This window comes from Peribacillus sp. TH14, from assembly GCF_016651145.1.
GTDB classification, from domain to species: domain Bacteria; phylum Bacillota; class Bacilli; order Bacillales; family DSM-1321; genus Peribacillus; species Peribacillus butanolivorans.
Genome location: NZ_JAEKEK010000001.1, coordinates 2,685,265 through 2,702,951 on the forward strand (window position 1 = coordinate 2,685,265; position 17,687 = coordinate 2,702,951).

10 protein-coding genes, 22 tRNA genes and 3 rRNA genes are annotated in these 17,687 nt (G+C 45.2%); 29 read left to right on the forward strand and 6 right to left on the reverse strand.

Annotated elements, in window-relative coordinates:
• Positions 1–196 precede the first annotated feature (196 nt).
• The 3 genes from JFU50_RS13025 to JFU50_RS13035 all read right to left on the reverse strand — a co-directional run bounded on the left by JFU50_RS13025 (position 197) and on the right by JFU50_RS13035 (position 2,133).
• Complete coding sequence (locus tag JFU50_RS13025) at positions 197–427, reverse strand: helix-turn-helix domain-containing protein (protein ID WP_098178080.1); 231 nt, start codon at positions 425–427, stop codon at positions 197–199.
• An 809-nt stretch (positions 428–1,236) separates the two neighbouring features.
• Positions 1,237–1,309: transfer RNA gene (locus tag JFU50_RS13030), tRNA-Ala, on the reverse strand.
• Between the two features lie 116 nt (positions 1,310–1,425).
• Complete coding sequence (locus JFU50_RS13035) at positions 1,426–2,133, reverse strand: MgtC/SapB family protein (RefSeq protein WP_053348841.1); 708 nt, start codon at positions 2,131–2,133, stop codon at positions 1,426–1,428.
• 144 nt (positions 2,134–2,277) lie between these two features.
• Between JFU50_RS13035 and JFU50_RS13040 the strand changes: the two genes are divergently transcribed.
• Positions 2,278–3,183, forward strand: coding sequence for a DMT family transporter (locus JFU50_RS13040; protein WP_201222833.1), 906 nt, complete (start codon positions 2,278–2,280; stop codon positions 3,181–3,183).
• A 34-nt stretch (positions 3,184–3,217) separates the two neighbouring features.
• Here JFU50_RS13040 and JFU50_RS13045 read toward each other — a convergent pair whose 3' ends face one another.
• Positions 3,218–3,403: a hypothetical protein gene (locus tag JFU50_RS13045; protein WP_141521436.1), complete on the reverse strand. Its 186-nt coding sequence runs from the start codon at positions 3,401–3,403 to the stop codon at positions 3,218–3,220.
• A gap of 453 nt (positions 3,404–3,856) precedes the next feature.
• Between JFU50_RS13045 and JFU50_RS13050 the strand changes: the two genes are divergently transcribed.
• From JFU50_RS13050 to JFU50_RS13165, 24 genes are all read left to right on the forward strand, one after another.
• Positions 3,857–5,406, forward strand: a 16S ribosomal RNA gene (locus JFU50_RS13050).
• Between the two features lie 176 nt (positions 5,407–5,582).
• Positions 5,583–8,516 (forward strand): 23S ribosomal RNA (locus JFU50_RS13055).
• A 116-nt stretch (positions 8,517–8,632) separates the two neighbouring features.
• Positions 8,633–8,748: ribosomal RNA gene (gene rrf, locus JFU50_RS13060) — 5S ribosomal RNA — on the forward strand.
• The 16S, 23S and 5S rRNA genes sit together here with 21 tRNA genes alongside, the layout of an rRNA operon.
• Positions 8,749–8,760: 12 nt before the next feature.
• Positions 8,761–8,836, forward strand: a tRNA-Val gene (locus JFU50_RS13065).
• Between the two features lie 11 nt (positions 8,837–8,847).
• Positions 8,848–8,923: transfer RNA gene (locus JFU50_RS13070), tRNA-Thr, on the forward strand.
• A gap of 20 nt (positions 8,924–8,943) precedes the next feature.
• Positions 8,944–9,019, forward strand: a tRNA-Lys gene (locus JFU50_RS13075).
• 9 nt (positions 9,020–9,028) lie between these two features.
• Positions 9,029–9,110: transfer RNA gene (locus JFU50_RS13080), tRNA-Leu, on the forward strand.
• Between the two features lie 8 nt (positions 9,111–9,118).
• Positions 9,119–9,193, forward strand: a tRNA-Gly gene (locus tag JFU50_RS13085).
• A gap of 12 nt (positions 9,194–9,205) precedes the next feature.
• A tRNA-Leu gene (locus JFU50_RS13090) sits at positions 9,206–9,294 on the forward strand.
• Between the two features lie 9 nt (positions 9,295–9,303).
• Positions 9,304–9,380: transfer RNA gene (locus tag JFU50_RS13095), tRNA-Arg, on the forward strand.
• Between the two features lie 9 nt (positions 9,381–9,389).
• Positions 9,390–9,466 (forward strand) — tRNA-Pro (locus JFU50_RS13100).
• Between the two features lie 17 nt (positions 9,467–9,483).
• A tRNA-Ala gene (locus JFU50_RS13105) sits at positions 9,484–9,559 on the forward strand.
• 26 nt (positions 9,560–9,585) lie between these two features.
• Positions 9,586–9,662 (forward strand) — tRNA-Met (locus JFU50_RS13110).
• A gap of 10 nt (positions 9,663–9,672) precedes the next feature.
• Positions 9,673–9,749 (forward strand) — tRNA-Ile (locus tag JFU50_RS13115).
• Positions 9,750–9,767: 18 nt separating this feature from the next.
• Positions 9,768–9,860, forward strand: a tRNA-Ser gene (locus JFU50_RS13120).
• Positions 9,861–9,964: 104 nt separating this feature from the next.
• Positions 9,965–10,038, forward strand: a tRNA-Met gene (locus tag JFU50_RS13125).
• Between the two features lie 6 nt (positions 10,039–10,044).
• Positions 10,045–10,120, forward strand: a tRNA-Asp gene (locus JFU50_RS13130).
• A 22-nt stretch (positions 10,121–10,142) separates the two neighbouring features.
• Positions 10,143–10,218: transfer RNA gene (locus JFU50_RS13135), tRNA-Phe, on the forward strand.
• A gap of 17 nt (positions 10,219–10,235) precedes the next feature.
• Positions 10,236–10,311: transfer RNA gene (locus JFU50_RS13140), tRNA-His, on the forward strand.
• Positions 10,312–10,315: 4 nt separating this feature from the next.
• A tRNA-Gly gene (locus JFU50_RS13145) sits at positions 10,316–10,389 on the forward strand.
• A gap of 6 nt (positions 10,390–10,395) precedes the next feature.
• Positions 10,396–10,472, forward strand: a tRNA-Ile gene (locus JFU50_RS13150).
• Between the two features lie 12 nt (positions 10,473–10,484).
• Positions 10,485–10,559 (forward strand) — tRNA-Asn (locus JFU50_RS13155).
• A 1-nt stretch (position 10,560) separates the two neighbouring features.
• Positions 10,561–10,651 (forward strand) — tRNA-Ser (locus JFU50_RS13160).
• A gap of 3 nt (positions 10,652–10,654) precedes the next feature.
• Positions 10,655–10,726, forward strand: a tRNA-Glu gene (locus JFU50_RS13165).
• A 40-nt stretch (positions 10,727–10,766) separates the two neighbouring features.
• On the opposite strand, the gene JFU50_RS13170 is transcribed toward JFU50_RS13165, so the two are convergent.
• Both JFU50_RS13170 and JFU50_RS13175 read right to left on the reverse strand, forming a co-directional pair.
• The gene (locus JFU50_RS13170) at positions 10,767–11,516 is read right to left on the reverse strand and encodes a TraR/DksA C4-type zinc finger protein (RefSeq protein ID WP_201187036.1); all 750 of its coding nucleotides are present in this window, start codon (positions 11,514–11,516) and stop codon (positions 10,767–10,769) included.
• Between the two features lie 145 nt (positions 11,517–11,661).
• Positions 11,662–12,582 (reverse strand): 1,4-dihydroxy-2-naphthoate polyprenyltransferase, encoded by a 921-nt coding sequence (locus tag JFU50_RS13175; protein ID WP_201187035.1) that lies wholly within the window; start codon positions 12,580–12,582, stop codon positions 11,662–11,664.
• A 297-nt stretch (positions 12,583–12,879) separates the two neighbouring features.
• Here JFU50_RS13175 and JFU50_RS13180 point away from each other — a divergent pair, with 297 nt between their 5' ends.
• The 4 genes from JFU50_RS13180 to menB are packed head-to-tail and all read left to right on the forward strand — an operon-like array spanning position 12,880 to position 17,671.
• Positions 12,880–14,289: an isochorismate synthase gene (locus tag JFU50_RS13180; protein WP_201222835.1), complete on the forward strand. Its 1,410-nt coding sequence runs from the start codon at positions 12,880–12,882 to the stop codon at positions 14,287–14,289.
• Positions 14,282–16,033, forward strand: a complete 1,752-nt coding sequence (gene menD, locus JFU50_RS13185; protein ID WP_201222837.1) for a 2-succinyl-5-enolpyruvyl-6-hydroxy-3-cyclohexene-1-carboxylic-acid synthase — start codon at positions 14,282–14,284, stop codon at positions 16,031–16,033. The genes JFU50_RS13180 and menD overlap by 8 nt, the downstream gene beginning before the upstream one ends.
• Entirely contained in the window at positions 16,030–16,839 is an 810-nt protein-coding gene (gene menH, locus JFU50_RS13190; protein WP_201187032.1) for a 2-succinyl-6-hydroxy-2,4-cyclohexadiene-1-carboxylate synthase, read from the forward strand. Before menD ends, menH begins: the two co-directional genes overlap by 4 nt.
• A gap of 13 nt (positions 16,840–16,852) precedes the next feature.
• Positions 16,853–17,671, forward strand: a complete 819-nt coding sequence (gene menB / locus JFU50_RS13195) for a 1,4-dihydroxy-2-naphthoyl-CoA synthase (RefSeq protein WP_056521242.1) — start codon at positions 16,853–16,855, stop codon at positions 17,669–17,671.
• Positions 17,672–17,687 lie beyond the last annotated feature (16 nt).

The window sequence follows — 17,687 nt, forward strand, 5'->3', positions numbered from 1 at the left end:
GATAACTCGAAAGCTTACGTCTACCTAATTAATTCGAAGACCAACGAAGAGGTCTCCTTGCATATAGGGTATACCAAAAAACAATTCAAAGAAATATCTGTTTTCATGTAACGTAGCAAAGCCACGACCTTAAGTGGAACCGTTTGTTTGGGTCGGGGCTTTTTTTGCGTTTAAACATCGAATATTCAGCGCAACCTTAAATATCAAAATAATCGTCTGACTTTGCGCCGGCATCTATACTCCGAATCGCCTTCATGATTTTCTTTAATACTCCGGCAGAAGGCACATACTTAGGATCGCTGCAAACTCTGCTAATCGTATTGCGTGAGATTCCAGACGCGCTTACAAACTCCTCTTGTGTATACCCGTGCTTATCTATTAATTTGCCGACCTTACTCCGACGCTTTCCCTTCCCGAATCTAAACATTTCGCGTACCTCCTAGTATTTATTGTACTAGCAGTCTCGTCCATCTTTCACAAAAATATACGCATAGTTTCGCAAATAATTGGTATCACGGAAAAACGGTAAGTGCTAATAACAGTTAACTACCCTAGTAGCCTTACTAGAGTAGTTTTTGCCAAGTCGTAAGCGAAGTGATAAAGGATGAAAGTGTTTTGAAGAAGAGGAGCAGATGAAAACGGAAAGGGGATCACGAGGGGGAAACCCTCACGAAATACGAGGGATATAAACTGATATTTATATTAGGAGCAAGCTGAGAAATGGTTGCATCAATAAGTTAACGGAGGATTATGGTTCGCCAGGTGTTGAGATAGCTTTAAGTGGAGATATGACGGTAGCTGTGGTGGAGTAGTTATTATATGGTTTTTAACGTCAGGGCGCAGAAGAAATACCGTAACGATGGTAAAATGGTTTAATACTTCCTATCGTAGGAGTGTAGCTGAAACTAGAGCAGAAGCAAGATGGTATTCGGTTAAAAAGCATATTTTGTCTTATTTCGGCAATATTCAATGGATAAAATCACTACTCAGATGTTGGATGAGTTCTATAAATGACAAACTGGATGAAGGACCGTCACCTAAATCGGTTAAGGAATTGCATCATCCGTTATCCAAGATGAAGCAGCCCTCCGGCTAGAGCAATCCTTCTTTCCGCATTTAACGGATCAAAACTTTAGTGGGATAAAGGTGCACGCATTGTGCAATCTTGAAATGAATCGGCAGGTTTCTATAAGTGGAAAAAGAAAAAAACCCTTGATACACAAGGGTTTTCAAGTATGGAGCATAGCGGGATCGAACCGCTGACCTCTACGCTGCCAGCGTAGCGCTCTCCCAGCTGAGCTAATGCCCCGGGTTAGGGTACAATAATTATTTTATCGAAATTTCAGGAAAAGTCAATAATAAAATTGAGAAATTTGCAAAATAGTAAGAAAAAACCGTTTGAGGGTATCAAACGGTTTTTTTCGCTTAAGCATTCTCGATTTCTACCCGTGCAATTTCTTTAAGGTTGGAGACGGTGTAATAAACTTCTGAAGTTCTAACTTTATGATCGACCAAAACTTTAAGTGTTAAGAGGTGATGGTCTTCTGCAACATCTTTGATTCTTAGGTTTTTGATAAAAATCTTTTCGTCTTTGATTTTTTTGAGAACTAAAGCGATGTCATCTTTATCTTTTACCACTAGTTGTAGAAAGATTTCTTTTTGCCGTAATTTCATCGGGCCAAGCCAGGTGACGACTACGGGTACCAATTCGACACTGATGATTAATAGAATGACTCCGGCAATTGCTTCGAGAAAGAATCCAGCTCCGACAGCAATCCCAATTCCGGCTGCTCCCCAAATTATGGCAGCGGTGGTTAAACCGGAGATGCTGTTATTGTCACGGCGGAGAATAACGCCGGCCCCGATAAAGCCGACGCCAGAAACAATCTGTGCGGCAAGACGTAAGGGATCCATTGTGATATTTACATCGTCACTTCCGGGGAATTTATAAGCTGACTCCATGGAAACAATCGTTAATAAACAGCTGACGATGGAAATAACCAAGCTTGTTTTTAATCCAACGGGTTTTCGTTTCATTTCTCGCTCTAGCCCGATAATTAATCCAAGGAGAGCTGAGATCCCCAGCTTAATAAGTATTTGCAGTTCTGATTGAGGATCGAATGTCCATTCCATAATGTTCACCACTTCCGAAAGAGTATCGAGAATTATATGATTTGGTGCAATATACCCGTTTTTTCAAATAACTCACTCTAATAATTTTACCATAGTAAAATAGAGTACAATGATAGGTAATTCAACATGAAAAGAGGAACAAGAATGCAAATACCTAAAATAAATCCCTATTTTGCATTGGCGATAGGTGTGGCATCCGTTTCATTTTCGGCCATACTTGTTAAATTAGCATCTGCTCCATCAGGTGTTATAGCCTTTTATCGTTTATTATTTACTGTTCTGCTTATGTTGCCGGTTTTCATAATAAAATACCGCCATGAACTTAAATTCATTGAGAAAAAGGACTGGTTGTGTTCGATTGCGGCAGGTGTGTTCCTAGCTTTTCATTTTATATTATGGTTTGAATCGCTCAATTACACGTCGGTTGCGAGTTCAACTGTGCTTGTCACCCTTCAGCCGTTATTTGCGTTTGCAGGGGCTTACTTGTTTTTTAAAGAACGATTTTCAATGAAGGCAATATTAAGCGGGATCATCGCGATAGCGGGCAGTCTTGTCATCAGCTGGGGAGATTTTAGAATCAGCGGTATGGCGCTTTGGGGAGACATTCTTTCCCTTGTTGCTTGTGCGTTAGTAACTGGTTATTTACTATTTGGTCAAAATGTTAGAAAGCGTATCTCTTCTATAACATACACATTCGTCGTGTATGCAATTAGTGCATTTACATTGTTTTTCTACGTTGTCCTTAAGGGAGAGCCAATGGGACCATATCCTACTGTCGACTGGATTTATTTCGTTTTGCTTGCTATTTTCCCGACTCTATTAGGGCATTCATTATTCAACTGGTCATTGAAGTGGTTAAGTACTTCAACAATCTCTATGGGAATCTTACTGGAACCGATTGGAGCGACAATTCTAGCTTACTTCATTCTTGGTGAACCCATACTCTGGACGCAAATCCTAGGAGGTACCATCATATTGGCCGGCTTGATGATATTCCTAAAGGATGAAAAGAAAAGTAAGGTGCAGAAAAAAGAAGCAGTCTCCATATAAAAGCAGTAAGTCGAACCCGACTTACTGCTTTTATTTAATAGGGATAAAACAAATAGGTAATCCGAGTGAAGATCAAGGCAAATGTAAAGCTAAACAAAAACGTTGTACCATTCACTTTCCCTTTTTCCCTACTGAACTTTATGGCTTCATAATAAGCAGTGCTAAATAAGTAAAGAGCCATGCTGTAAGAAATGAGTAGTGCGATTAATGATAGATTCATTGCTTCACCTCAAAGAAAGAAGATATCTTTATATGTCTATTTGGGTTTAAGGAGAAATATGCGAGTTAATTCAGCTGAAGCGGCGGACTGTGTTTAAGAGGTAGGGGGGCTTGATGCATTCGAAAAAGAGTTATTCTAGAAAGGAATATATAGAAGGAGAATGAAAAAACACTTTTTTGAAAAAAGTTTTGAAAAACATATTGCAAACATTATTTGTACATGGTATATTATTTCTTGTCGCTAAGACAACAACTTAAACAGCTCAACAAACTGTTAAAACTTTTTAAAAAAAGTTGTTGACGAAACGTGACACAATGTGTTACATTATAGGAGTCGCTTCTGAGAGAAATGACAACAAATTGCTCTTTGAAAACTGAACAAAACAAAGCGCCAACGTTAATTTTTAAGTGAGCACACACTATCAAAAAAAGCAAAATGAGCAAGTCAAACATTTCTTCGGAGAGTTTGATCCTGGCTCAGGACGAACGCTGGCGGCGTGCCTAATACATGCAAGTCGAGCGGATCGATGGGAGCTTGCTCCCTGAGATTAGCGGCGGACGGGTGAGTAACACGTGGGCAACCTGCCTATAAGACTGGGATAACTTCGGGAAACCGGAGCTAATACCGGATACGTTCTTTTCTCGCATGAGAGAAGATGGAAAGACGGTTTTGCTGTCACTTATAGATGGGCCCGCGGCGCATTAGCTAGTTGGTGAGGTAATGGCTCACCAAGGCGACGATGCGTAGCCGACCTGAGAGGGTGATCGGCCACACTGGGACTGAGACACGGCCCAGACTCCTACGGGAGGCAGCAGTAGGGAATCTTCCGCAATGGACGAAAGTCTGACGGAGCAACGCCGCGTGAACGAAGAAGGCCTTCGGGTCGTAAAGTTCTGTTGTTAGGGAAGAACAAGTACCAGAGTAACTGCTGGTACCTTGACGGTACCTAACCAGAAAGCCACGGCTAACTACGTGCCAGCAGCCGCGGTAATACGTAGGTGGCAAGCGTTGTCCGGAATTATTGGGCGTAAAGCGCGCGCAGGTGGTTCCTTAAGTCTGATGTGAAAGCCCACGGCTCAACCGTGGAGGGTCATTGGAAACTGGGGAACTTGAGTGCAGAAGAGGAAAGTGGAATTCCAAGTGTAGCGGTGAAATGCGTAGAGATTTGGAGGAACACCAGTGGCGAAGGCGACTTTCTGGTCTGTAACTGACACTGAGGCGCGAAAGCGTGGGGAGCAAACAGGATTAGATACCCTGGTAGTCCACGCCGTAAACGATGAGTGCTAAGTGTTAGAGGGTTTCCGCCCTTTAGTGCTGCAGCTAACGCATTAAGCACTCCGCCTGGGGAGTACGGCCGCAAGGCTGAAACTCAAAGGAATTGACGGGGGCCCGCACAAGCGGTGGAGCATGTGGTTTAATTCGAAGCAACGCGAAGAACCTTACCAGGTCTTGACATCCTCTGACAACCCTAGAGATAGGGCGTTCCCCTTCGGGGGACAGAGTGACAGGTGGTGCATGGTTGTCGTCAGCTCGTGTCGTGAGATGTTGGGTTAAGTCCCGCAACGAGCGCAACCCTTGATCTTAGTTGCCAGCATTCAGTTGGGCACTCTAAGGTGACTGCCGGTGACAAACCGGAGGAAGGTGGGGATGACGTCAAATCATCATGCCCCTTATGACCTGGGCTACACACGTGCTACAATGGATGGTACAAAGGGCTGCAAACCTGCGAAGGTAAGCGAATCCCATAAAGCCATTCTCAGTTCGGATTGTAGGCTGCAACTCGCCTACATGAAGCCGGAATCGCTAGTAATCGCGGATCAGCATGCCGCGGTGAATACGTTCCCGGGCCTTGTACACACCGCCCGTCACACCACGAGAGTTTGTAACACCCGAAGTCGGTGAGGTAACCTTTATGGAGCCAGCCGCCTAAGGTGGGACAGATGATTGGGGTGAAGTCGTAACAAGGTAGCCGTATCGGAAGGTGCGGCTGGATCACCTCCTTTCTAAGGATAAATACGAGAGCGCTTTTGTTTTGTTCAGTTTTGAATGAGTAATTCATTCAGATACGAAAGATCATCATCACGTTGTGATGGAATTCTTTCTTCTTTGTTCCTTGAAAACTAGATAATAGATAGAAGGCAATTAATTTTTTCAAAGCATCAGTAAGATCTTTTTTAACGGTTAAGTTAGAAAGGGCGCACGGTGGATGCCTTGGCACTAGGAGCCGATGAAGGACGGGACTAACACCGATATGCTTCGGGGAGCTGTAAGTAAGCTTTGATCCGGAGATTTCCGAATGGGGAAACCCACTGTTCGTAATGGAACAGTATCTTTACCTGAATACATAGGGTACTGAAGGCAGACCCGGGGAACTGAAACATCTAAGTACCCGGAGGAAGAGAAAGCAAATGCGATTTCCTGAGTAGCGGCGAGCGAAACGGAATTAGCCCAAACCAAGAGGCTTGCCTCTTGGGGTTGTAGGACACTCAACATGGAGTTACAAAGGAACGGGGTAAATGAAGTGATCTGGAAAGGTCCGTCAAAGAAGGTAAAAACCCTGTAGTTGAAACTTCGTTCCCTCCTGAGTGGATCCTGAGTACGGCGGGACACGAGAAATCCCGTCGGAAGCAGGGAGGACCATCTCCCAAGGCTAAATACTACCTAGTGACCGATAGTGAACCAGTACCGTGAGGGAAAGGTGAAAAGCACCCCGGAAGGGGAGTGAAATAGATCCTGAAACCGTGTGCCTACAAGTAGTCAAAGCCCGTTAATGGGTAATGGCGTGCCTTTTGTAGAATGAACCGGCGAGTTACGATTTCATGCGAGGTTAAGTTGATAAGACGGAGCCGCGACGAAAGCGAGTCTGAATAGGGCGAATGAGTATGAGGTCGTAGACCCGAAACCAGGTGATCTACCCATGTCCAGGGTGAAGTTCAGGTAACACTGAATGGAGGCCCGAACCCACGCACGTTGAAAAGTGCGGGGATGAGGTGTGGGTAGCGGAGAAATTCCAATCGAACCTGGAGATAGCTGGTTCTCTCCGAAATAGCTTTAGGGCTAGCCTCAAGATGAGAGTATTGGAGGTAGAGCACTGATTGGACTAGGGGCCCCCAACGGGTTACCGAATTCAGTCAAACTCCGAATGCCAAATACTTATTCTTGGGAGTCAGACTGCGAGTGATAAGATCCGTAGTCGAAAGGGAAACAGCCCAGACCACCAGCTAAGGTCCCAAAGTATACGTTAAGTGGAAAAGGATGTGGAGTTGCTTAGACAACCAGGATGTTGGCTCAGAAGCAGCCATCATTTAAAGAGTGCGTAATAGCTCACTGGTCGAGTGACTCCGCGCCGAAAATGTACCGGGGCTAAACGTATCACCGAAGCTGTGGATTGACACCGTATGGTGTCGATGGTAGGAGAGCGTTCTAAGGGCGTTGAAGTCAGACCGGAAGGACTGGTGGAGCGCTTAGAAGTGAGAATGCCGGTATGAGTAGCGAAAGAAGGGTGAGAATCCCTTCCACCGAATGCCTAAGGTTTCCTGAGGAAGGCTCGTCCGCTCAGGGTTAGTCGGGACCTAAGCCGAGGCCGAAAGGCGTAGGCGATGGACAACAGGTTGATATTCCTGTACCACCTATACATCGTTTGAACGATGGGGGGACGCAGAAGGATAGGGTAAGCGCGCTGTTGGATATGCGCGTCCAAGCAGTTAGGCCGGAAACGAGGCAAATCCCGTTTCCATTAAGGCGGAGCTGTGATGGCGAGGGAAATATAGTACCGAAGTTCCTGATTCCACGTCGCCAAGAAAAGCCTCTAGTGAGATGTAAGGTGCCCGTACCGCAAACCGACACAGGTAGGCGAGGAGAGAATCCTAAGGTGTGCGAGAGAACTCTCGTTAAGGAACTCGGCAAAATGACCCCGTAACTTCGGGAGAAGGGGTGCTTTTTAGGGTGAATAGCCCGGAAAAGCCGCAGTGAATAGGCCCAGGCGACTGTTTAGCAAAAACACAGGTCTCTGCGAAGCCGCAAGGCGAAGTATAGGGGCTGACACCTGCCCGGTGCTGGAAGGTTAAGGGGAGAGGTTAGCGCAAGCGAAGCTTTGAACCGAAGCCCCAGTAAACGGCGGCCGTAACTATAACGGTCCTAAGGTAGCGAAATTCCTTGTCGGGTAAGTTCCGACCCGCACGAAAGGTGTAACGATCTGGGCACTGTCTCAACGAGAGACTCGGTGAAATTATAGTACCTGTGAAGATGCAGGTTACCCGCGACAGGACGGAAAGACCCCGTGGAGCTTTACTGCTGACCTGATATTGAATTTTGGTACAGCTTGTACAGGATAGGTAGGAGCCTGAGAAGCCGGAGCGCTAGCTTCGGTGGAGGCGTTGGTGGGATACTACCCTGGCTGTATTGAAATTCTAACCCGCGCCCCTTATCGGGGTGGGAGACAGTGTCAGGTGGGCAGTTTGACTGGGGCGGTCGCCTCCTAAAGAGTAACGGAGGCGCCCAAAGGTTCCCTCAGAATGGTTGGAAATCATTCGTAGAGTGTAAAGGCACAAGGGAGCTTGACTGCGAGACCTACAAGTCGAGCAGGGACGAAAGTCGGGCTTAGTGATCCGGTGGTTCCGCATGGAAGGGCCATCGCTCAACGGATAAAAGCTACCCCGGGGATAACAGGCTTATCTCCCCCAAGAGTCCACATCGACGGGGAGGTTTGGCACCTCGATGTCGGCTCATCGCATCCTGGGGCTGTAGTCGGTCCCAAGGGTTGGGCTGTTCGCCCATTAAAGCGGTACGCGAGCTGGGTTCAGAACGTCGTGAGACAGTTCGGTCCCTATCCGTCGCGGGCGCAGGAAATTTGAGAGGAGCTGTCCTTAGTACGAGAGGACCGGGATGGACGCACCGCTGGTGTACCAGTTGTCTTGCCAAAGGCATAGCTGGGTAGCTACGTGCGGACGGGATAAGTGCTGAAAGCATCTAAGCATGAAGCCCCCCTCGAGATGAGATTTCCCATAGCGCAAGCTAGTAAGATCCCTGAAAGATGATCAGGTTGATAGGTCAGAGGTGGAAGCGTGGCGACATGTGGAGCTGACTGATACTAATAGATCGAGGACTTAACCACGCTTTAAAAAATGAAATACCTTCTTATTATCTAGTTTTGAAGGAATGAAAATTTCTTCTTGCATTTTTTCAAAAAGACGTTATAATAATAAATGTCTTAAAAAAATGTTAACATTGTTTGGTGGCGATAGCGAAGAGGTCACACCCGTTCCCATTCCGAACACGGCAGTTAAGCTCTTCAGCGCCGATGGTAGTTGGGGGTTTCCTCCTGTGAGAGTAGGACGCCGCCAAGCAGTTACACATATGGAGGATTAGCTCAGCTGGGAGAGCATCTGCCTTACAAGCAGAGGGTCGGCGGTTCGATCCCGTCATCCTCCACCATTTTTACACCTGCCGGTGTAGCTCAACTGGTAGAGCAACTGACTTGTAATCAGTAGGTTGGGGGTTCAAGTCCTCTTGCCGGCACCATCTTTTATTATTAAACGTACGAGCCATTAGCTCAGTTGGTAGAGCATCTGACTTTTAATCAGAGGGTCGAAGGTTCGAATCCTTCATGGCTCACCATTATATTATGCGGGTGTGGCGGAATTGGCAGACGCACCAGACTTAGGATCTGGCGCCGCAAGGCGTGGGGGTTCAAGTCCCTTCACCCGCATCTTTCATGCGGAAGTAGTTCAGTGGTAGAATACAACCTTGCCAAGGTTGGGGTCGCGGGTTCGAATCCCGTCTTCCGCTCCACTTTTCGTATGTGCCGGGGTGGCGGAACTGGCAGACGCACAGGACTTAAAATCCTGCGGTAGGTGACTACCGTACCGGTTCGATTCCGGTCCTCGGCACCATCTTAATATGCGCCCGTAGCTCAATTGGATAGAGCATCTGACTACGAATCAGAAGGTTGTAGGTTCGACTCCCGCCGGGCGCACCATGTTTTTTGCGGGAAGTAGCTCAGCTTGGTAGAGCACTTGGTTTGGGACCAAGGGGTCGCAGGTTCGAATCCTGTCTTCCCGACCACGTGATTTCTAATGAATGGGGCCTTAGCTCAGCTGGGAGAGCGCCTGCCTTGCACGCAGGAGGTCAGCGGTTCGATCCCGCTAGGCTCCACCATTTTTCATCAAAACTTATATTATATTGGCGGTGTAGCTCAGCTGGCTAGAGCGTACGGTTCATACCCGTGAGGTCGGGGGTTCGATCCCCTCCGCCGCTACCAATAAATATAAGGACCTTTAGCTCAGCTGGTTAGAGCAGACGGCTCATAACCGTCCGGTCGTAGGTTCGAGTCCTACAAGGTCCACCATGTAATTTTTTTAGCCACGGAGGTATACCCAAGTTCGGCTGAAGGGATCGGTCTTGAAAACCGACAGGGGAGTCAAATCCCGCGGGGGTTCGAATCCCTCTACCTCCTCCATTTCTTTAAAAGCAGCAAGTTGTTTTGAAACAACCTTTACATAGAGGAAGCGGAAGAAACAATTTACACGAAAACTTGATGCGAAATCGTTTCATTATTACCGTCGCGGGGTGGAGCAGTCCGGTAGCTCGTCGGGCTCATAACCCGAAGGTCGCAGGTTCAAATCCTGTCCCCGCAATTATTAGGTCCCGTGGTGTAGCGGTTAACATGCCTGCCTGTCACGCAGGAGATCGCGGGTTCGATTCCCGTCGGGACCGCCATTATAAAATTTAATACAAATGTGGCTCAGTAGCTCAGTCGGTAGAGCAAAGGACTGAAAATCCTTGTGTCGGCGGTTCGATTCCGTCCTGAGCCACCATTATTTCAAAAATTACGGCGATTGTGGCGAAGTGGTTAACGCACCTGATTGTGGTTCAGGCATTCGTGGGTTCGATTCCCATCAGTCGCCCCATTTCGCGGGTGTAGTTTAGTGGTAAAACCTCAGCCTTCCAAGCTGATGATGAGGGTTCGATTCCCTTCACCCGCTCCAATTTATGGGCCTATAGCTCAGCTGGTTAGAGCGCACGCCTGATAAGCGTGAGGTCGATGGTTCGAGTCCATTTAGGCCCACCATATTCATATTGTTCCGCAGTAGCTCAGTGGTAGAGCATTCGGCTGTTAACCGAACGGTCGTAGGTTCGAGTCCTACCTGCGGAGCCATGGGGAAGTACTCAAGAGGCTGAAGAGGCGCCCCTGCTAAGGGTGTAGGTCGCGTGAGCGGCGCGAGGGTTCAAATCCCTCCTTCTCCGCCATTTGGCCCGTTGGTCAAGCGGTTAAGACACCGCCCTTTCACGGCGGTAACACGGGTTCGAATCCCGTACGGGTCATAAAAAAGAAGCATACATTCTGTATGCTTCTTTTTTTTATTTATTTCTCTTCATTGATATAACTATCTTTTTGTTTATAAGGAATGTCTCCAAGCTGAGATTCAACGTTTTCTTCATCTAATGTATCTTCATAGTTCTTTTGCTTTTTATTCGGGATACCCCTTATTTTTTTTCCTTCGATATCATTTGCTACAAATCCTTCATAGTCTTCAGGAAATCCATCGGTTTCATCTTCTGTTTTATAAAGATTATTATAGCTGTCATGATCGCCCATGTAATCCGCAGGTGTTTCAGATGTACCAAATTTGGCTACTTCGCCAAAGCTATCTTCTTTATCTACTATTTCACTTCCATGACGGTTTTCAAAATTATTTCCCTTTGATGGAATCAGTACGTCTTCTTCAACTGGTCGATCTTGTATAGTCGGTCGTTCTGGGGCGTGCTCGACACAGTAGAGAGTGGTAGGGATGGCTTCAAGCCGTTCAAAAGGGATTTCAGTATCACAGGTTTTACAATGGCCATAGAAGCCTGCATCTATCGCATTCAATGCATTCTTGACTTTTTCCATTTCAGATTGTGCATGCTCATCTAGTGCCTGGTTTCTTTCCATTTCGAATAATTCGGTTCCAAGGTCAGCGGGATGATTGTCATAGGAGGATAGTTCCCCTACAGATTCTGTCTGACTTTTATTTAGAAGTGATTGTTCATCATTTTTTAGCCTATTATTCAGTTCTTCTTTTTCTATAAGTAGTTCTTTTTTTAAATGTTGCGTTTGTTGTTTGGTTGCCATGTTTATTTCACTCCTTCGAAAGTCTATATCTCATTTGAATAATGGTTGGATGGGTGTCTTATTCATTACCCGAATCGGAGGGGAGGGAAACAAATTGGATAGGAAGCAAAAAAGGACTGAGTCAAATCGACTCAGTCCTTAGAGATTAAATAAGATAGCTGATGAATAATCCAATGGCCATAAGCAGGCCGAAGAAGGTGTTCGTTTGGGCCGTGGCTTTCATCGCAGGGACCATCGTAATAGGTGAAGTTTTACCTACGAAGCCTTTGATAGCTGCCAAGGCTTTCGGAATGCTTAGGAAGGCAAGCAAAATCCATGCTGTAACGCTTCCAGCTAGGACTAATCCTACTAGCCATAGGTAAGAGAAGGCAAACATAATCGCCATAAATGTTAAGGCATTTTTTCTGCCCATTACTACAGGCATCGTTTTTCGACCGTGTGCCTTATCTCCGTCATGGTCACGGAGGTTATTGGATAAATTGATTAACCCAACTAAAATTCCGCTTGGTATTGCAATTAAGATAGCTGTGGTAGAAACAAAACCAGTTTGAATGAAAAAGGCAATCAAGATTATCAGAAAGCCCATAAACAATCCAGAAAAAAGTTCTCCAAATGGTGTGTATGAAATAGGCAGTGGACCGCCAGTGTAAAGGTAGCCGACAAGCATACAGACCAGTCCTACCCCAGCAAGCCACCAAGATGATACAGCACAGATATAGATTCCAAGTATCAGTGCGATGCCATACATACTAAGGGCTAAGGTCATGATGAGTTTTGGAGTCATGCCATGACGGACAATGCCACCACCTATGCCAACAGATTCTTCTGTATCCAAGCCTCTCTTGAAATCATAGTATTCATTGAATAAGTTCGTTGCAGCTTGAATCAGGATACTTGCAATCATCATGGCTGCAAATAGTAGCCAATTTACGCCATCTTCTAAAAGTGCAATCATAGTTCCAAGTAGGACTGGAACAAAAGCTGCGGTAAGTGTATGTGGACGAATTAACTCCCACCAAATTTTCCAGGTTCGTTTAAGGGGAAGGTCGTCGTATTCTGTTTGCATTATTTCTCTCCTCAAAATCATTATTAGTTCCCTTGAATTATATCAAATATTGAAATTGTTCACAAAAGGTTATCCTATTTAGTGTAGGAAAAGTGGTGGGAAGTGTCAATTGAATTTCATAGACGATCACTTCCAATATCAAGGGTATTCTACTTCATTCACTAAGAATCATATAATAAGGAAAAAAGCAGTCATGAATCGTTCGATAAAGGGGCGTTTTATTGACATTGGGTTGAAGAGAGGTGTATCTTTAAATAGGTTAAAAAGCTTTTAAAATGTACATTTGGGGGGATTTTTTTGGCTATCTCAGAAGAAACTCAACAGTTTCAGGGACTGGCTTCAGCTATACAAAAGGCAAAGGACTTGAATGGTCAAGTTCTATTCAGTCATATTAAGAAAATAAATTGCAACAACCCCCTTTCATTTTATCAAGCTGGAAGAGAACGGTATGCGGGTGAACGCTTTTTCTGGGAGGACCCTGCAAAAGAAATAACCATTACTGGTTTAGGCAACGTTAAGAAACTCCAAGCGGCATCAAATGCCGACCGTTATAGAGAAGTCGAAATGAGCTGGATCAAACTGCAGAATACTGCTGTCAAAACAGGAGTGACCGATGTAGAAGCAACTGGTCCTTTACTCTTTGGTGGCTTTTCTTTTGATTATGAAACTAACAGTACGCTCCTTTGGAACCAATTCGGGGACAATCTGTTTTATATACCTGCCTTCATGCTATCGCTAGTGGGGGAGCAAGCTTACTTAACGACAAACCTACTTTGTTCACCGGATGATTCAGAAAAACTCTTCATAGATATGATAAATGAACGGGAATCTTTCCTTATCGAAAGCTTGAATGGCACCGAACTGCGTGCCAATACTCTTGTTAAGCAGAAGGAAGTCAAACCTAAGGAATGGAAGCAGACGGTTGCAGAGGCTGTTGAGGAAATCAAGACAACAGATCTCGACAAAATTGTTTTGGCAAGAGAGCTGCGCCTTGTGTTTGAGCGCTCCATTGATTCAGAGAAAGTACTCGAGCAATTGATTGCTGAGCAGCCATTAAGCTATATTTTTAGTTTGGAAGCGGGCGGTGACTGTTTCGTGGGTGCAACTCCTGAGCGTTTGATAAAGAAGCAGGGTAATGAAGTCTTTTCTACCTGTCTTGCAGGATCGATGGGACGGGGGAAAACTGTAGAAGAGGATGCTTGTCTTGGTGATGAACTGCTTCATGACCAAAAGAATTTACAAGAGCATCAATACGTCGTTTCGATGATATCAAATGCGTTTGAGGCGGTATGTGAAAAGGTAATCGTTCCGACCGAACCGAAATTAATGAAAAACCGTCATATTCAGCATCTGTATACACCGGTCCGTGGAATTTGCAATGAGGGTGTCACGATTTTTGAGTTTGTAGAAAATCTGCATCCAACACCTGCTATGGGCGGGCTTCCGAAAGAAGAAGCTGTCGCCCGTATTCGAGAAATAGAAGGTCTTGAACGCGGCTTTTATGCGGGACCATTGGGCTGGGTCGATACCTATGGGAACGGGGAATTTGCAGTTGGGATTCGTTCCGCCCTACTACAGGATAATGAGGCATCGCTTTTTGCAGGGTGCGGCGTAGTGGAAGATTCGACACCTGAAAGTGAATTCCAGGAAACGGGGATTAAATTTAATCCAATGCTAAGTGCTTTAGGAGGAAATCTTAATGAATGACCGAGATGCATTGACAGCGTATGCTGCTTCATTTGTCGATGAGCTTGCACAAAATAAGATGAAGCATGTGGTGGTAAGTCCAGGTTCACGATCCACACCGCTCGCTTTGCTGCTGGTAGAACATCCTGATATCGAAGTTCATATTAATGTGGATGAGCGTTCGGCTGCTTTTTTTGCCCTTGGTTTGGCTAAGGCATTAAAAAAACCTGTCGGACTTCTTTGTACGTCTGGTACAGCTGCTGCTAACTTTTACCCAGCTGTCATTGAGGCTTACTATTCAAGGGTGCCACTGATCGTGCTGACGGCTGATCGTCCGCATGAGTTGCGTGATGTAGGGGCTCCACAGGCCATTGATCAAATTCATCTGTACGGAAGGCAAGTGAAGTGGTTTGTCGAAATGGCGCTTCCGGAAAGTACCGATGAAATGATGCGATATGCGAGAACAATCGGTGCAAGGTCAGTTTCGACAGCGGCAACTGAGCCAGCTGGACCCGTACATTTGAACTTCCCGCTTCGTGAACCACTTATTCCAAATTTGGAACAAGCTAAAGAATATAGGCAAAATAAAATGACACCGGCTGTGATGATTGAAAATGGTGCACTATCACTGTCTGATTCACATATAGAGGCGCTAGCAGCTACGTTATCACAAGCGAAACAAGGAATGATCGTGTGTGGAGAATTACGGCATCCAAAGATGAAGGAAGCAATTGTAGCTTTAGCTGAGAAGCTTGCTTTCCCGATACTAGCTGACCCTCTTTCTCAGCTAAGAAGTGGCAAACACGATAAAGAAGGTATTATTGATACCTACGATACATTTCTACGTGATGAAGCGGCCAAGGAAGCTTTCCGGCCGGATGTAGTGTTGCGTTTCGGTTCTATGCCGGTATCTAAACCTTTATTGTTATTCATGAAAAAACAAAAACAGGCAATTACTTTGGTCATTGATGGCGGAGCAGGATGGCGCGAACCAGCAGGACTGGCAACCAACATGATTTACTGCGAAGAAAAAGATTTTTGCCAACGTGTATGTGAAAAAATTCCGAATGCTACTGAGAAAAACTGGCTTGGTTTGTGGCAAACTGTCAATGGAGCAACGAAGAATGCCTTATCTTCCATCCGTGATGAAGCGGAGTTAAGTGAAGGAAAGCTGTTCTCGCTGATACAGGACATGATGCCAATAGAATCGACGTTATTCGTCGGAAATAGTATGCCAATACGGGATCTGGATACATTCTTTTTGAATAATGAAAAAGGAATCAAAACCTTTGCAAATCGGGGAGCGAACGGAATTGATGGTGTAGTTTCTACTGCGCTTGGCGTAAGCACCGTTTCAGAAAATACAGTACTCGCAATCGGAGATTTAAGCTTTTTCCATGATATGAACGGATTGCTTGCGGCTAAGCTGCAAAAGCAAAATATCACGATTTTGCTGATTAATAATGACGGCGGCGGTATATTCTCTTTCCTTCCACAGGCAAATGATAGGGAACACTTCGAAACGTTATTCGGCACTCCCCACGGGCTTGATTTTTCCCATACTGCACAGCTTTACGGCGGGAAATACAGCAAGGTGCAAAATTGGGATGAACTGAAGCAGGTATTTACAGAGTCGTTTGAAATCCAAGGCTTGAAAATAATCGAAGTACCTACCGAAAGGGAGTCCAATTTGCAAAAGCATCGAAATTTGTGGAATTTTGTTTCCCAGGAAATAAAAGTGGTATTAGATAGGGGAATATCATGAAAATTGTCTGCAGAGATGTCACTTATTCTGTTGAAATAGTGGGAAATGGAGAACCTCTTGTACTTTTGCATGGATTTACGGGAAATCGAGATACATGGAAATTTCTCATCCCGCTTTTGCGTGAAAGATATACCTTGATCATGGTCGATATTATCGGACATGGAGGGACTGCATCTCCAGCCGATTATCGTCGGTATAAGATGAAGCAAGTGACTGAGGACCTTAAGCATATTTTGGATGAGTTAAATTTCCCAAAAACCCATATCCTTGGATATTCAATGGGAGGGAGGCTTGCTTTGGGCTTTGCCTGTTTGTATCCTGAGTACGTAAAGACATTGATGTTAGAAAGCGCTTCACCTGGCCTTTTAACAGAAGAGGAGCGGGAAATCCGCAGAAGTAATGATAAGAAGCTTGCCGGAAAGATTCTTGAAAACGGCATCGAGGCGTTTGTCGATCAGTGGGAAAACATCCCGCTGTTTGAAAGTCAGAAAAGGTTATCATCTAAAACCCAGGCGGCGATTCGACAGCAGCGTTTGGAAAATAATCCTTCGGGCCTTTCCAGTAGCCTTTTAGGAATGGGAACCGGCAGTCAGGCTTCCTATTGGGAAGAACTAGAATTTCTTGATTTTCCAGTGCTTCTTGTTACTGGTGAACTCGATCCCAAGTTTTGTCTGATTGCGGAATCGATGCAAAAAATGCTGAAACAGGCTGAATGGAAAATAATTAATGATGCCGGACATGCGATTCATGTGGAAGATGGAGAAAAGTTTGGTAAAATAATAAGTGAGTTTTTAATGCGAAATTAAAGGAGGATTTTAGATGACAATACAATGGGAAACAATACGTGAGTATGATGAAATTTTATATGAAAAATATAATGGGATTGCGAAAGTGTCTATCAACCGTCCGCATGTACATAATGCATTCACGCCAAAAACGACTGCTGAGATGATTGATGCATTCGCAAGAGCGCGTGATGATTCTAGCATTGGAGTTATTATTTTAACGGGTGTAGGCGGCAAAGCATTCTGTTCAGGCGGGGACCAAAAAGTACGCGGAAACGGTGGATATGTCGGCGAAGATAATATTCCGCGTCTAAACGTACTTGATTTGCAACGTTTGATCCGTGTGATTCCGAAACCAGTTGTAGCTATGGTTGCTGGTTATGCGATTGGTGGCGGTAATGTATTGAATGTGGTATGTGACTTAACAATTGCCGCTGACAATGCAGTCTTTGGACAAACCGGGCCGAACGTAGGAAGCTTTGATGCTGGTTATGGTTCAGGTTATTTAGCACGTATCGTTGGTCATAAGAAAGCACGTGAAATTTGGTACCTATGTCGTCAATACAATGCTCAAGAAGCATTGGATATGGGACTAGTTAACACGGTTGTTCCTTTAGACCAATTAGAAGCAGAAACAGTTAAATGGTGTGAAGAAATGCTTGAGAAGAGCCCAACTGCACTTCGTTTCTTAAAAGCAGCGATGAATGCGGATACAGATGGTCTTGCAGGTCTTCAACAATTGGCTGGCGATGCTACACTTTTATACTATACAACAGAAGAAGCAAAAGAAGGCCGCGATGCGTTCAAAGAAAAACGCGATCCGGACTTCGGACAATTCCCTCGTTTCCCTTAATGAGACGCGTGAATCG

What these genes read in the sequence shown, in the direction of transcription:
- JFU50_RS13025 (WP_098178080.1), bottom strand. Translation starts at nt 427, where the DNA reads ATGTTTAGATTCGGGAAGGGAAAGCGTCGGAGTAAGGTCGGCAAATTA.
- JFU50_RS13035 (WP_053348841.1), bottom strand. Translation starts at nt 2,133, where the DNA reads ATGGAATGGACATTCGATCCTCAATCAGAACTGCAAATACTTATTAAG.
- JFU50_RS13040 (WP_201222833.1), top strand. Translation starts at nt 2,278, where the DNA reads ATGCAAATACCTAAAATAAATCCCTATTTTGCATTGGCGATAGGTGTG.
- JFU50_RS13045 (WP_141521436.1), bottom strand. Translation starts at nt 3,403, where the DNA reads ATGAATCTATCATTAATCGCACTACTCATTTCTTACAGCATGGCTCTT.
- JFU50_RS13170 (WP_201187036.1), bottom strand. Translation starts at nt 11,516, where the DNA reads ATGGCAACCAAACAACAAACGCAACATTTAAAAAAAGAACTACTTATA.
- JFU50_RS13175 (WP_201187035.1), bottom strand. Translation starts at nt 12,582, where the DNA reads ATGCAAACAGAATACGACGACCTTCCCCTTAAACGAACCTGGAAAATT.
- menD (WP_201222837.1), top strand. Translation starts at nt 14,282, where the DNA reads ATGAATGACCGAGATGCATTGACAGCGTATGCTGCTTCATTTGTCGAT.
- menH (WP_201187032.1), top strand. Translation starts at nt 16,030, where the DNA reads ATGAAAATTGTCTGCAGAGATGTCACTTATTCTGTTGAAATAGTGGGA.
- menB (WP_056521242.1), top strand. Translation starts at nt 16,853, where the DNA reads ATGACAATACAATGGGAAACAATACGTGAGTATGATGAAATTTTATAT.